Consider the following 12,667-nt stretch of genomic DNA (forward strand, 5'->3'; position numbering starts at 1 on the left):
ATGATTGCGGGGCAAGCCCGCTCCCACGATGGCGTGGGAGCGGGCTTGCCCCGCGATTGCGTCAGATCAGGCGCTGCAAGCCTTCCAGGCAGGTTGCCAGGTGATACGGCGTAGTCGATGGCATGTCGTGGCGGCTGACCGCGCCATTACCATCACGGCACTCATGCCAGCCACCGTCATGCAGGAATCGCGACTCTAGCGCCTGTAGCTGCTCCAGCAGCCGCGCTTCGCTTCCCGGCCGCAGGGCCAACGCCCGCAGGTACTCCGCCTGGGCCCAGATACGCTGGGTCGCGTCGATCACCTTGCCGTCCACGTCCAGCATCGCCAGCACCGCAGCATCCTTCACGCCACACTGTCCGGCGAAGTCGAAGGCCCGCTCGATGGAGGCATGCAGCGCAGTACCGCGCAGCAACTCGGAAGTGTCGAGCAGGTAGAACCATTCGAACTGGTGGCCCGGCTCGAACCAGTTATCCACAGCCCCGCGCGGCTTCTCCAGCATCAAGCCATGGATCGGTTCGATGAACTGCGCCTGCAGCGCTTCGCACAGCTGCATTAGCGAATCGCGAACGTCCTCGTCCTCACGGACGGCCAGCACCTGCAGGAAGGCCTCGGCCAGGTGCATCTGCGGGTTCTGCAATGGGCCGCTGCCCAGGTCCGACCAATCCTCACCCAGGCTGGCCTCGTACAGGCCGTCGTCGCGGGCGAACTGCTCGTGGATCACCTCGAGGGCGCCATTGAGCGTGGCTTCCACCAGCCCCTCGCCGACCTTGCCCAGGTAATGGGCACAGGCGAAGACGATGAAGGCATGGGTGTAGAGGTCCTTGCGCCGGTCCAGTGGCTTGCCCTGGGCATCGATGCTGTAGAACCAGCCGCCGTGCTCGGCGTCGTGGAAGTGCTTTTGCAACGAACGGAACAATGCCGCGGCGCGTTCGGCCGCGCCGGGTAGTTCGATGCGGCTGCTGAACAGGTACAGCTGGCGGGCGCAGGCCATGGCCCGGTAGCGTTGCACCGGCAGTGGCCGGTGCTGGGTATCGAGGGCCTCGTATGGCAGGGCCATGTCGGCGTTCCAGCCCGGGCCTTGCCACAGCGGCACGATGCGCTCGACGAAGTGCTGTTGGAAACGGGTCAGTGCGGGACGGGGGTCGGACATGGTGGCGCTCGTGGACGGTCGGGCAGGGCGCCATGGTAGCAGCTAGCGGCAAGCTGCAAGCTGCAAGCTGCAAGAAAAAACGAGGGTATGTCCTCTGTTGCTCTTAACTTGCAGCTAGCAGCTAGCCGGGATTGCCCAGTCCCTGCCAGTGCCGCGCACCGACGAAGATGAAGCGCAGCTGCTGGGTGATTTTTTCCTGCGCCGTCAGCGCCTGTGGGTGACCCGGCTCGGGGCTGTCGATCAGTTCGGGCAGGGTGGCGAACACGGTCTTGACCACCAGGTCGGCCATCACCGCCAGGGCGGCGCCGTCCAGGTGCTGCCAGCGCGGCATGCGCGCAAGGTCGGTGGACAGGTCGCTGCTGATGTCCTGGCGCAGGCGGGCGATGGCTTGGCGCACTGGCTGCGAGCCACCGTATTGCTCGCGGGCGAGGAACAGGAATTGCGCCCGATGGGCGATGACCACATCGAGGAAGATGCGCACCGAGGCATCGGTGATGCCACCCAGTTCGAATTCGTTATGGCGCACCAGGCGGATGGTCTGGCGGAAGGTGGTGTCCACCTCGGCGACCAGGGCCAGGCCCAGGGCGTCCATGTCGGGGAAGTGGCGGTAGAAGCCGGTGGGCACGATGCCGGCGGCCTTGGCCACCTCGCGCAGGCTGATGCTGCCGAAACCACGGCCGCTCTCCATGAGCAGGCAGGCGGCATCCAACAGGGCCTGGCGGGTTTGTAGCTTCTGTTCGGCGCGCGGCAGCATGGGGCAGGCTTCTATGACGGTACGGCTGGGCATTCTGGATAGAAAAACGAAGCCCGGTCAATGGACCGGGCTTGGAGGGGAGCTGTTACCGCACGGAGGGTTGTTGTTTTCGGCCATGGCGATCAGCTCACACGGCTGAGTTCGACCAGGCGATCCGAGCCACCCTCGGCTACACGGTTGTTGCGTTCGTTGAGGCGATCCGAGCCACCTTCGGCGACGCGGTCGTTGCGTTCGATCAGGCGATCGGAGCCACCTTCGGCGACACGGTCGTTGCGTTCGATCAAGCGATCGGAGCCACCTTCGGCGACACGGTCATTGCGTTCGATCAAGCGATCAGAACCACCTTCGGCAACACGGTTGTTACGTTCGAGCAGGCGTTCGGCACCGCCTTCGGCCACGCGGCCTGCACGTTCCTGCAGGCGCTCGGCGCCACCTTCTGCCAGGGTGTTCAGCGGTTGGCTGACGGTGATGGCGCTGGAGCGCGACTCGGCGCTCAGGTGCTGGTCTTCGGCTGGCAGGGCGAAGGCGTTGGCAGCAAGTACGGACAGGGTCAGGCTCAGCAGCAGATGGCGTTTCATGATTCGGTGCTCCTCTGGGGGGCTGGAAAGTGGGTACGGAGCCAATGCTACGCCCGGTAACTCCAGAGAAAAGTTCATCAGGATAATGGTAACAATCGACGGCATTGATACTGTGCGTGGAGCGCTCTGGCTCAATGTTTTCGGCGATGCACCAAGCGTTGAGGCACGTCGGCTCCCCGGTAACACTGCCGCACTCCGTAGACCAAAAGCTGAGGAAATCGTCAGGAAAATCTTGGTTATCATGCTGCGCGGATTAAACCCGGCGGGTTTTCATCAGTCCGACATAATGAGTGCCATCGTCGCGCCGCCTTCCATGCAGTCAGGAGAATCACGCAATGACGCGCCCCGCCAGAATCATCGTCTGGACCTTCGCCACCCTGGCCACCCTGTTGGCAATACTGGTGGTGGTGATCGCCACCTTCGACTGGAACCGCGTCAAGCCGCTGCTCAACGAGAAAGTCTCCGAAGCCCTGCACCGGCCTTTCGCGATCAACGGCAACCTCGCCGTGCACTGGCGCACCGAACTCGAGGAGGGCGGCTGGCGTGCCTTCGTGCCCTGGCCGCACTTCACCGCCGAAGACCTGACCCTGGGCAACCCCGAATGGCTCAAGGAGCCGCGCATGGTCGGCCTGGAGCGAGTGGACTTCCGCCTGGCGCCGTTGCCGCTGATCGTCCAGCGCATCAGCATCCCGCGCATCGACCTGGTCAAGCCCAGTGCCAGCCTCACCCGCCTGGCCGATGGCCGGGCCAACTGGGTGTTCGACTTCGGGCCCAAGGATGAGCACGAGGAGCCGTCGAAGTGGGTGCTGGACATCGGCGCGATCGGCTTCGACCAGGGCAATGTCAGCTTCGACGACCAGACCCTGAAAACCAGCATGAAAGTGCAGGTCGACCCGCTGGGCAAGCCGATCCCGTTCAGCGATATCGTCGGCAAGGCGCGCGCCGAGAAGGCCGGCAATGCTCAGGACTATGCCTTTGGCTTCAAGGCCCAGGGGCGCTACAAGGGCCAGGCGGTGGCCGGCACCGGCAAGATCGGCGGCCTGCTGGCGCTGCAGGATGCCAGCCAGCCGTTCCCGCTGCAGGCCGACGTGCGCATCGGCGATACCCATGTCGCCCTTGCCGGTACCCTGACCGACCCCCGCAACCTGGGTGCCCTCGACCTGCGCCTGAAACTCTCCGGCAGCAGCTTGGGCAACCTCTACCCGCTGACCGGCGTGACCCTGCCCGACACTCCGCCCTACGCCACCGACGGCCACCTGAGCGCCAACCTGCATGACGCCGAGGGCGCGCATTTCCGCTATGAAGGCTTCAACGGCAAGATCGGCGACAGTGATATCCACGGCGACTTGGCCTTCGTCGCCAGCCAGCCCCGGCCGAAACTGTCCGGCAACCTGGTTTCCAATCAATTGCTGTTCAAGGACCTGGCGCCGCTGATCGGCGCCGACTCCAACAGCGAGCAGAAAGCCCGCGGCGGTGCCAGCAAGCAGCCGGCCGGCAAGGTGCTGCCGGTCGAGGAGTTCCGCACCGAGCGCTGGCGGGCCATGGATGCCGACGTGACCTTTGCTGGCAAGCGCATCGTGCACAGCGAGAAGCTGCCGTTCAACGACCTGTCCGCCCATGTGATCCTCGAGGACGGCCTGCTGCGTCTTGAGCCGCTGCGCTTCGGCGTGGCCGGGGGCAATCTCGACTCCAACATCCGCCTGGACGGACGCAGCACGCCATTGCAGGGACGTGCCCGGTTGACCGCGCGTGGCTTCAAGCTCAAGCAACTGTTCCCCAGCTTTGCGCCGATGCAGACCAGTTTCGGCGAACTCAATGGCGATGCCGATATCAGTGGTCGGGGCAACTCGGTGGCGGCACTGCTGGGGACCTCCAACGGGGATCTGCGCCTGCTGATCAACGATGGCGCGATCAGCCGCAGCCTGATGGAGATCGCCGGGCTCAATGTCGGCAACTACGTGATCGGCAAGCTGTTCGGCGATGAAGATGTGAAGATCAATTGCGCCGCAGCCGACGTGGGCATCAAGGATGGCCTGGCCACTACCCGCTTGTTCGTCTTCGACACCGAGAACGCGATCATCTACATCAACGGCACGGCCAACTTCGCCAGCGAGCAGTTGGACCTGAAGATCACCCCGGAATCGAAAGGGCTGCGTCTGTTCTCGCTGCGTTCGCCATTGTATGTGCGCGGGCCGTTCGCCAAGCCGAGTGCCGGCGTGCAGGCGGTGCCGCTGGCGCTGCGTGGCGCGGGGATGGTGGCGTTGGGGGTGGTGGCCGGGCCGGCGGCGGGGCTGCTGGCGCTGATCGCGCCGAGCAGTGGGGATGAGGCTAACCAGTGCACGCCGTTGTTGCAGCAGATGCGTGCTGGCAAGGCGCCGGCGGCGGCCGGCAAAGGTCATTGAGATTCGTGGGAGCGGGCTTGCCCCGCGATGGCACCGACGCCATCGCGGGGCAAGCCCGCTCCCACGTAGACCTTAGGATCAGAGGCCTTTCAACAGATCCGACATATCGTCCGCGTGCTCTTCTTCCTGGGCCAGGATATCCTCGAAGATGCGCCGCGTGGTCGGGTCCTTGTCGCCGATGTACTGGATGATCTCGCGGTAGCTGTCGATGGCGATGCGCTCGGCCACCAGGTCCTCCAGCACCATCTCCTTCAATGAACTGCCCGCCACATACTGGGCATGGGAGTTCTTGGTCAGGTTGTCGGGGTTGAAGTCCGGCTCGCCGCCCAGCTGCACGATGCGCTCGGCCAGCTTGTCGGCATGCTCGGCTTCCTGGGTGGCGTGCTCGAGGAATTCCGCGGCAGCGACGCTGGCCTTGATACCGCTGGCCATGAAGTAGTGACGCTTGTAGCGCAGCACGCAGACCAGCTCGGTGGCCAGCGACTCGTTGAGCAGGCGCAGGATCTTCTCGCGATCGGCGTGGTAACCCTCGGTCACCGCGCCTTGCTCGACATGCTGGCGGGCACGTTCGCGCAGGGTTTTCACATCGGTCAGTTCAGCGCTCATGTTCATCTCCGAAAGGATCAGGGTGGTCATGGGGTGTCATGCGCCGTGGACGGCGTCGCTGTCTTCCTGGCGTTGCTTGCAGGTCTTGAAGCCCTTGGCGTCGACATGGCCGGTGGCGTCGAAGCGCACGTAATAGGGCTGTTGCTGGCCGTCACGGTTGAGGATGTAGTCGTTGCAGGTGCCGCCGTGGGGCAGGTCGATGACATTCGACGGGCTGCCGCCGATGGCGATGACCTTCTGCATGGTCATGCCGTGTTCCACCTGCTTGACCAGTGGCTCGTCGCGGTAGGTGACGTAGTCCACCGGGTTTTCCGGGCGGCTGCCGCAGGCGGCGAGGGTGGCGCTTGCCAGAAGGATGGCCAGGGTCTGCTTGTACATGGTCCCGCTCCTTGCTCAGGGTCTGTTCTGCTTGGAACCGCGCGGCGCGCCGGGAGTTCGATTGCGAATGACACAGGGCGCGCTGTAGTGTGGGCCGGTCGTCCACGGAAGAGGGCAGGGTGATGAGTCAGGAGCTGGCCACGCGTTATCCACTGGTGCTGGTGCCGGGCATGCTCGGTTTCGTGCGCGCGCTGCTGTATCCCTACTGGTTCGGCATTGTTCCGGCGTTGCGCCGGGGCGGCGCGCAGGTGTATCCGGTGCAGGTGTCGCCGCTGCATTCCAGTGAGGTGCGCGGTGAGCAGCTATTGATCATCATCGAGGACATCTGCCGGCGAACGGGGGCCGAGAAGGTCAACCTGATCGGCCACAGCCAGGGCGCGCTCAGTGCCCGCTATGCGGCGGCGAAGCGGCCAGGCCGGGTGGTCTCGGTGACCTCGGTGGCCGGCCCTAACCATGGCTCGGAGCTGGCCGACCACCTTGAACGCACGGCGCCGGGCGACTCCGCCAAGGGGCGCATCCTCAAGGCCGTGCTGCATGGGTTCGCCGTGCTGCTGGGCTGGCTGGAGACCGGCTGGCGCCGGGATCCGCTGCCGATCGACGTGCATGCCTCGCACCAGTCGCTGACCAGCGCAGGGGTGGCGCTGTTCAACCAGGCTTATCCACAGGGGCTGCCCGAGGTCTGGGGTGGCGAGGGGCCGGCCGAGGTGAACGGCGTGCGTTACTACTCCTGGTCAGGCACCTTGCAGCCGGGTCGCACCGACCAGGGGCTGAACCGCTTCGACGGCAGCAATCGCTTCTGCCGTCTGTTCGCCCGTAGCTTCGTGCGCGAGAAGGGCCACTGCGACGGCATGGTCGGTCGCTTCAGCTCGCACTTGGGCCAGGTGATCGGCGACGACTATCCGCTCGACCATCTGGACATCGTCAACCAGTCCCTCGGCGCCGTGGGCAAGGGCGCCGAGCCGGTGCGGCTGTTCACCGAACATGCCGCGCGGCTCAAGGCCGTGGGGTTGTGACCGTACGACGTACTGGGGTTGTCCAGCGCTCGGCCAGCAGCACGCCGATCAGTGTCAGCAAGCCGCCGACCAGGTGATAACTGGCCAATTGCTCGTCCAGCACCACCGCCGCGATCACCGCCGTGACCACCGGCAGCAGGTTGAAGAACAGCGTGGTGCGGCTCGGGCCCAGGCGATGCACGGCCTGCATCCACACCCGCGGCGCCACCATCGAGGCCAGCAGGCCGGCATACAGCACCAGGCCGAGGTTATGGCCGTTCAGCCCGGTCTTCGGTGACAGCACGAACAGCGGCAGCAGCACCAGGATCGCCACCAGCACCTGCAGGTAGAGCAATTGCAGCGGCGGCAGGCGTAGCTGCCATTTCTTCAGCAGGAAGCTGTACAGCGCATAGGCGAGGGTGGCCACCAGCATCATCAGGTCGCCACTGTTCAGGCCCTGATGCAGCAGCGTGCCAGGCTGCCCGGCCGAGACGACTTCCAGCACGCCGAAGAACGACACGATCGCACCGAACAGCGCACCGTAGCTCAGGCGCTGGCCCAGCCAGGCGATGGACAGGGCCAGTGACATCAACGGCATCAGCGAGAGGATGATGCCCATGTTGGTGGCGCTGGTGATGCTGGCGGCGAAGTACGCCAGGCTCTGGTAGATGGCCATGCCCAGCACGCCCAGCACGAACACCTTGCCCAGGTGCGGGCGGATCGCCGCGCGGTTGCGCCAGACCTGGGGCAGCAGGAAGGGCGTGAACAGCAGGCCGGCCAGCAGCCAGCGGTAGAAGCCGATCTCGGCCGGGAAGATGGCGCCGGCGGACATCTTGGTGACCACGGTGTTGCCGGCCCAGATGAGGATGGCGATGAGGGGGAAGAGGTAGTTCATGATGATTCTCGAGTTGCGGTTGACCCGTGGGAGCGGGCTTGCCCCGCGATTGCGCCAGGTCAGGAAATGATCTTGGCCAGGCTGGTGCCATCGCGGGGCAAGCCCGCTCCCACGTTCTATGACGGCCATTATCGCTTGTCTGTTCGTGCGCCTATACTTCCATCCAGACAACCTACCCCGCGAAGCAGACAGCATGGCCCGCAAGTACCTCGACATTCCGCGCTTCGACCAGCTCCCGGCCCCGGTGTACTTTCGCTACGACGAATTCGGTGCCGACACCCACAGCGCCCCGCACCGTCACCCCTGGGGCCAGCTCAACTACGCGTCCCATGGCCTGATGCACCTGGACGTCGAAGGCCAGCGCTTCATCTCGCCGCCGCACTACGCCGTGTGGGTTCCGCCGGACACCGAACATGGCTGCTACAACCCCCAGGCCATCGTCTACCGCTCGGTCTACCTTGACCGCAGCCTGTGTGCCGGGCTGCCTGCACAACCCTGCAGCCTGGTGATCAGCGACATTCTCAAGGCGATCCTCGGCGACTTCGCCCGCCGTGACTTGCGCATCGCCCAGGACGAGCGTGACCAGCGCCTGGCGCAGGTGCTGCTCGACCAGTTGCACCTGGCGCAGGCCCAGACCTGCTACCTGCCATTCGCCCGCAGCGACAGCCTGCGCCAGGTGCTTGAAGGATTGCATGGCGAGCCCGGCGACAACCGCCCGCTGGCCCACTGGGCCGCGCAGGTGCATGTCAGCGAGCGCACCCTGGCGCGGCAGTTCCTGCGTGAACTGGGGATGAGCTTCGGCGAATGGCGCCTGCGCCTGCGCTTTCTACGCGCCATCGAGGCGCTCGAAGCGGGCACCGCGATTCAGGCTATCGCCTTCGACCTCGGCTACAGCAGCGCCTCGGCCTTTATCGCCATGTTCCAGCGCCAGGCCCGGTGCACGCCGGAACAGTACCGACGGCGGGCGCGGACAGAGATGTAAAAATTCTTGTCTACACTCAGCAGCGACGAGCGCGCATTCGGCGCGCAGGCAAGGAGACCACTCCATGAAGCTGCTGCACGTACCCCTGCTGGTGTTGGGCATGATGATCGCGGGGCAAGGATTTGCCGCCACCGCGCAACAGGAAAAGATGAAGACCTGCAACGCCGACGCCACCGCCAAGGCGCTCAAGGGCGACGAACGCAAGGCGTTCATGAGCACCTGCCTCAAGGCCAAGCCTGCCGCCACCCAGCAGGAGAAGATGAAAACCTGCAACGCCGACGCCACCACCAAGGCGCTCAAGGGCGACGAGCGCAAGACCTTCATGAGCGACTGCCTGAAGAAGAAATGACCTGCGCCTATGCCTCTGCCGTGAAGGCTGGCAGACTGCGGGACTTTCCGCTGTCTGCCGTCGAGGCTGTATGACCTTCACCCCCCGCCAGGTCACCCTGGCCAGCTGGATCATCGTCATGGCCGGCCTGTTGCTGGCGCTGCCCCTGAAGCTGCTGCCGAGCCTGCTCGCGGGCTTGCTGGTGTTCGAGCTGGTCAACATGCTCACGCCCAGGTTGCAGCCGTTGATCGCCGGGCAGCGCGCGCGCTGGCTGGCGGTGGCGCTGCTCGGCACATTGGTGGTGAGCACGCTCACCCTGCTGATTGCCGGCGCCTTCAGTTTCCTGCTGCATGAGGCCGAGAACCCCGGCGCCTCGCTGGACAAGTTCATGGGCCTGGTCGAGCGTGCCCGTGGCCAGTTGCCGCCGTTCATCGAAGCCTACCTGCCGGCCAGCGCCGCCGAGTTCAAGGTGGCCATCGGTGAATGGATCAAGAGCCACCTGAGCGACCTGCAACTGGTCGGCAAAGGCATGGCGCACATGTTCGTGACCCTGTTGATCGGCATGATCCTCGGCGCCATCGTCGCCCTGCAGCGCATCCCCGACATTTCCCGGCGCAAGCCCCTGGCCGCAGCCTTGTTCGAGCGCCTGAGCCTGCTGGTGCAGGCGTTTCGCAACATCGTCTTCGCGCAGATCAAGATCTCGCTGCTCAACACCTTCTTTACCGGCATCTTCCTCGCCGTGGTGTTGCCGCTGTTCGGCGTGCACCTGCCGCTGACCAAGACCCTGATCGTACTGACCTTCCTGCTCGGGCTGCTGCCGGTAATCGGCAACCTGATGTCCAATACCCTGATCACCATTGTCGGGCTGTCGCTGTCGATCTGGGTGGCGATGGCGGCGCTGGGGTACTTGATCGTTATCCACAAGGTCGAGTATTTCCTCAACGCGCGGATCGTTGGCGGGCAGATCAGTGCCAAGGCCTGGGAGCTGTTGCTGGCGATGCTGGTGTTCGAGGCGGCGTTCGGCCTGCCGGGGGTGGTGGCCGGGCCGATTTATTACGCCTACCTGAAGAGTGAGTTGAAGCGGGCTGAGCTGGTTTGAGATGTATTACCTGTGCCGGCCTCATCGCGGCTGAAGCCGCTCCTACAAGGACCACGCGTTTCCTGTAGGAGCGGCTTCAGCCGCGATGGGGCCGGCGCAAATGTCAGAGCACGCCGTAGCGCTTGCGCGCCTCGATCGCCAGGCCGCTGCCAATGCTGCCGAAGATATTGCCTTCCACATGCCGCGCATTGGGCAGCATCGCCGCCACGCTGTTGCGCAGCGCCGGAATGCCGCTGGAGCCGCCGGTGAAGAACACCGTGTCCACCTGGCTCTCGCTCACGCCGGCCTTGGCCAGCAGTTCGCTCACGCTGCCGCGCACGCGCTCAAGCAAACCGTCAATTGCATCTTCGAACAGTGCCCGGGTCAGCTCGGCCGACAGCTGCGGTTCGATCCGGCCAAAATCGATGCTCCGGCTGTCGCGCTCGGTCAGCTCGATCTTGCTGGCTTCCACTTCCATCGCCAGCCAGTGGCCGGCACGCTGCTCGATCAGCTTGAACAGGCGGTCGACGCCGAGGGTGTCCTCGATGTCGTAGCGCATGCTGCCCAGGGCCAGCTGCGATTTCTGCGAGTACAGGGCGTTGATGGTGTGCCAGGTGGCCAGGTTGAGGTGGTAGCTGGTGGGCATCAGCGCGCCGCTTTTCATCCGGCTGCCATAGCCGAACAGCGGCATCACACCTTGCAGGCTCAGCTGCTTGTCGAAGTCGGTGCCGCCGATGTGCACGCCGCCAGTGGCGAGGATGTCGTCCTGGCGCTCGGCCACCAGGTGGCGCTCGGGCGACAGGCGGATCAGGGTAAAGTCCGAGGTACCACCGCCGATATCGACAATCAGCACCAGCTCTTCTTGGCTGATGCCCGACTCGTAGTCGAAGGCCGCGGCGATCGGCTCGTACTGGAACGACACGTCCTTGAAGCCGATCTTGCGCGCAACGTCCGCCAGGGTATCCTCGGCCTCCTGGTCGGCGGCCGGGTCCTCGTCGACGAAGAATACCGGGCGGCCCAGCACCACCTGGTCGAATTCGCGGCCGGCATCGGCCTCGGCGCGCTTTTTCAGTTCGCCGATGAACATGCCCAGCAGGTCCTTGAACGGCAGGGCGCTGCCCAGCACGCTGGTGTCGTGCTTGATCAGCTTGGAGCCCAGCAGGCTCTTGAGCGAGCGCATCAGGCGGCCTTCGTAGCCCTCCAGGTACTCGTGCAGGGCCAGGCGGCCGTACACCGGGCGACGTTCCTCGATATTGAAGAAGACCACCGACGGCAGGGTGATCTTGCCGTCTTCCAGGGCGATCAGCGATTCGGCGCCAGGGCGGTGCCAGCCGACCGTGGAGTTGGAGGTGCCGAAGTCGATGCCGAGGGCACGGGCCGGGGATACGTCAGACATGGAGAAAGCTTCCGGAGGCAAAACGGCCGCGCAGTTTATGCCGTTCTGCGGCTAAATCAAGACCGGTCGTCTGCGATAGCGCAACCCCGGATGAACCTTGAAAGGCTATGCTTGACCCCAATCTTCTGTAGCAATACGTACATTCACATCGGTGATCCATAGATGGACTTCAAAGACTATTACAAGATACTCGGCGTCGAGGCGAGTGCGGACGACAAGGCGATCAAGGCCGCCTACCGCAAGCTCGCGCGCAAGTATCACCCCGACGTCAGCAAGGAGCGTGACGCCGAGGACAAGTTCAAGGAGGCCAACGAGGCCTACGAAGTGCTTGGCGACAAGGACAAGCGCGCCGAGTACGACGAGATCCGCAAGTATGGCGGCCAGCATGGCCGGCCGTTCCAGGCACCGCCTGGCTGGCAGTCCCGTGGCGGCAATGGCGGCGGCGGTGGCTTCGAGGGCGGCGATTTTTCCGATTTCTTCAGCTCGATCTTCGGCGCCCGGGGTGGCAACCCCTTCGGTGGCGGCGGTGGCCGGCAACAACGCAGTGCCGGCAGGCGAGGGCAGGACGTGGAACTGGAACTGGCGGTGTTCCTCGAAGAGACCTTGAACAAGGAATCCAAGCAGATCAGCTTCCAGGTGCCGCAAACCAATGCCGCCGGGCAGCGCACCGGGTTCACCACGAAAACGCTGAACGTGAAGATCCCCGCCGGGGTGACCGACGGCGAGCGCATCCGCCTCAAGGGCCAGGGCGCGCCAGGTGTCGGCGGTGGCGCCAATGGCGACCTGTTCCTGACCATCCGCATGGCACCGCACCCGCTGTTCGATGTCGAAGGTCACGACCTGATCATCACCGTGCCGCTGGCACCGTGGGAGGCTGCGCTCGGCGCCAAGGTGGCCGTGCCGACCCTGACCGGCAAGATCAACCTGACCATCCGCCCCGACAGCCAGAGCGGCCAGCGCCTGCGGGTCAAGGGCATGGGCCTGCTGAACAAGCAGGGCGAGCGCGGCGACCTGTACGCCCAGCTCAAAGTCGTGATGCCCGCCCAATCCGATGACGCAACTCGCGCACTGTGGACTCAGCTCTCCGAGAAAGCCGCGTTCAATCCGAGGACTCAATGGAGTAAGTGA

13 protein-coding genes are annotated in these 12,667 nt (G+C 64.7%); 6 read left to right on the forward strand and 7 right to left on the reverse strand.

The annotated features are described in order from the left end of the window. Positions 1-61: 61 nt before the first annotated feature. From ABZO33_RS22050 to ABZO33_RS22060, 3 genes are all read right to left on the reverse strand, one after another. The gene (locus ABZO33_RS22050) at positions 62-1,150 is read right to left on the reverse strand and encodes an AGE family epimerase/isomerase (protein WP_414537774.1); all 1,089 of its coding nucleotides are present in this window, start codon (positions 1,148-1,150) and stop codon (positions 62-64) included. Positions 1,151-1,271: 121 nt separating this feature from the next. Next, entirely contained in the window at positions 1,272-1,904 is a 633-nt protein-coding gene (locus ABZO33_RS22055) for a TetR family transcriptional regulator (protein WP_414537775.1), read from the reverse strand. Positions 1,905-2,026: 122 nt separating this feature from the next. Next, positions 2,027-2,482, reverse strand: coding sequence for a phage infection protein (locus ABZO33_RS22060; RefSeq protein ID WP_102683959.1), 456 nt, complete (start codon positions 2,480-2,482; stop codon positions 2,027-2,029). A 335-nt stretch (positions 2,483-2,817) separates the two neighbouring features. Here ABZO33_RS22060 and ABZO33_RS22065 point away from each other — a divergent pair, with 335 nt between their 5' ends. After that, the gene (locus tag ABZO33_RS22065) at positions 2,818-4,884 is read left to right on the forward strand and encodes an AsmA family protein (protein WP_414537776.1); all 2,067 of its coding nucleotides are present in this window, start codon (positions 2,818-2,820) and stop codon (positions 4,882-4,884) included. 78 nt (positions 4,885-4,962) lie between these two features. Here ABZO33_RS22065 and ABZO33_RS22070 read toward each other — a convergent pair whose 3' ends face one another. Both ABZO33_RS22070 and osmE read right to left on the reverse strand, forming a co-directional pair. Further along, positions 4,963-5,490 (reverse strand): ferritin-like domain-containing protein, encoded by a 528-nt coding sequence (locus ABZO33_RS22070; protein ID WP_414537852.1) that lies wholly within the window; start codon positions 5,488-5,490, stop codon positions 4,963-4,965. Positions 5,491-5,526: 36 nt separating this feature from the next. Beyond that, on the reverse strand, positions 5,527-5,868 hold the full coding sequence (osmE, locus tag ABZO33_RS22075; protein ID WP_414537777.1) for an osmotically-inducible lipoprotein OsmE: 342 nt from the start codon (positions 5,866-5,868) through the stop codon (positions 5,527-5,529). Between the two features lie 122 nt (positions 5,869-5,990). Between osmE and ABZO33_RS22080 the strand changes: the two genes are divergently transcribed. Then, a complete protein-coding gene (locus ABZO33_RS22080; RefSeq protein ID WP_414537778.1) occupies positions 5,991-6,881 on the forward strand; it encodes a lipase family alpha/beta hydrolase in 891 nt (296 codons plus the stop codon). Here the strand turns inward: ABZO33_RS22080 and ABZO33_RS22085 are convergent. Beyond that, positions 6,862-7,755 (reverse strand): DMT family transporter, encoded by an 894-nt coding sequence (locus ABZO33_RS22085; protein ID WP_414537779.1) that lies wholly within the window; start codon positions 7,753-7,755, stop codon positions 6,862-6,864. The two genes, ABZO33_RS22080 and ABZO33_RS22085, sit on opposite strands and share 20 nt — an antisense overlap. A 193-nt stretch (positions 7,756-7,948) precedes the next feature. Here ABZO33_RS22085 and ABZO33_RS22090 point away from each other — a divergent pair, with 193 nt between their 5' ends. The 3 genes from ABZO33_RS22090 (at position 7,949) to ABZO33_RS22100 (ending at position 10,164) form a co-directional block, all read left to right on the forward strand. Beyond that, positions 7,949-8,737: an AraC family transcriptional regulator gene (locus ABZO33_RS22090; protein WP_414537780.1), complete on the forward strand. Its 789-nt coding sequence runs from the start codon at positions 7,949-7,951 to the stop codon at positions 8,735-8,737. Positions 8,738-8,801: 64 nt separating this feature from the next. Continuing rightward, the gene (locus ABZO33_RS22095) at positions 8,802-9,086 is read left to right on the forward strand and encodes a PsiF family protein (protein WP_023630090.1); all 285 of its coding nucleotides are present in this window, start codon (positions 8,802-8,804) and stop codon (positions 9,084-9,086) included. Positions 9,087-9,156: 70 nt separating this feature from the next. Beyond that, positions 9,157-10,164, forward strand: coding sequence for an AI-2E family transporter (locus ABZO33_RS22100; protein ID WP_046854025.1), 1,008 nt, complete (start codon positions 9,157-9,159; stop codon positions 10,162-10,164). A gap of 103 nt (positions 10,165-10,267) precedes the next feature. Here the strand turns inward: ABZO33_RS22100 and ABZO33_RS22105 are convergent, their stop codons facing one another. Continuing rightward, complete coding sequence (locus ABZO33_RS22105) at positions 10,268-11,539, reverse strand: Hsp70 family protein (RefSeq protein WP_414537781.1); 1,272 nt, start codon at positions 11,537-11,539, stop codon at positions 10,268-10,270. A 162-nt stretch (positions 11,540-11,701) separates the two neighbouring features. On the opposite strand from ABZO33_RS22105, the gene cbpA reads away from it, so the two are divergent. Further along, positions 11,702-12,667, forward strand: coding sequence for a curved DNA-binding protein (gene cbpA / locus ABZO33_RS22110; protein WP_414537782.1), 966 nt, complete (start codon positions 11,702-11,704; stop codon positions 12,665-12,667).

Origin of the sequence: Pseudomonas sp. CAM1A, from assembly GCF_047501685.1 — a bacterium.
Lineage (GTDB): Bacteria > Pseudomonadota > Gammaproteobacteria > Pseudomonadales > Pseudomonadaceae > Aquipseudomonas.

Coding starts and splice junctions, on each gene's coding strand:
- ABZO33_RS22070 (WP_414537852.1), bottom strand. CDS start 5,490: ATGAGCGCTGAACTGACCGATGTGAAAACCCTGCGCGAACGTGCCCGC.
- ABZO33_RS22095 (WP_023630090.1), top strand. CDS start 8,802: ATGAAGCTGCTGCACGTACCCCTGCTGGTGTTGGGCATGATGATCGCG.
- ABZO33_RS22065 (WP_414537776.1), top strand. CDS start 2,818: ATGACGCGCCCCGCCAGAATCATCGTCTGGACCTTCGCCACCCTGGCC.
- ABZO33_RS22055 (WP_414537775.1), bottom strand. CDS start 1,904: ATGCTGCCGCGCGCCGAACAGAAGCTACAAACCCGCCAGGCCCTGTTG.
- ABZO33_RS22085 (WP_414537779.1), bottom strand. CDS start 7,755: ATGAACTACCTCTTCCCCCTCATCGCCATCCTCATCTGGGCCGGCAAC.
- osmE (WP_414537777.1), bottom strand. CDS start 5,868: ATGTACAAGCAGACCCTGGCCATCCTTCTGGCAAGCGCCACCCTCGCC.
- ABZO33_RS22090 (WP_414537780.1), top strand. CDS start 7,949: ATGGCCCGCAAGTACCTCGACATTCCGCGCTTCGACCAGCTCCCGGCC.
- ABZO33_RS22105 (WP_414537781.1), bottom strand. CDS start 11,539: ATGTCTGACGTATCCCCGGCCCGTGCCCTCGGCATCGACTTCGGCACC.
- ABZO33_RS22080 (WP_414537778.1), top strand. CDS start 5,991: ATGAGTCAGGAGCTGGCCACGCGTTATCCACTGGTGCTGGTGCCGGGC.
- ABZO33_RS22050 (WP_414537774.1), bottom strand. CDS start 1,150: ATGTCCGACCCCCGTCCCGCACTGACCCGTTTCCAACAGCACTTCGTC.
- ABZO33_RS22060 (WP_102683959.1), bottom strand. CDS start 2,482: ATGAAACGCCATCTGCTGCTGAGCCTGACCCTGTCCGTACTTGCTGCC.
- cbpA (WP_414537782.1), top strand. CDS start 11,702: ATGGACTTCAAAGACTATTACAAGATACTCGGCGTCGAGGCGAGTGCG.
- ABZO33_RS22100 (WP_046854025.1), top strand. CDS start 9,157: ATGACCTTCACCCCCCGCCAGGTCACCCTGGCCAGCTGGATCATCGTC.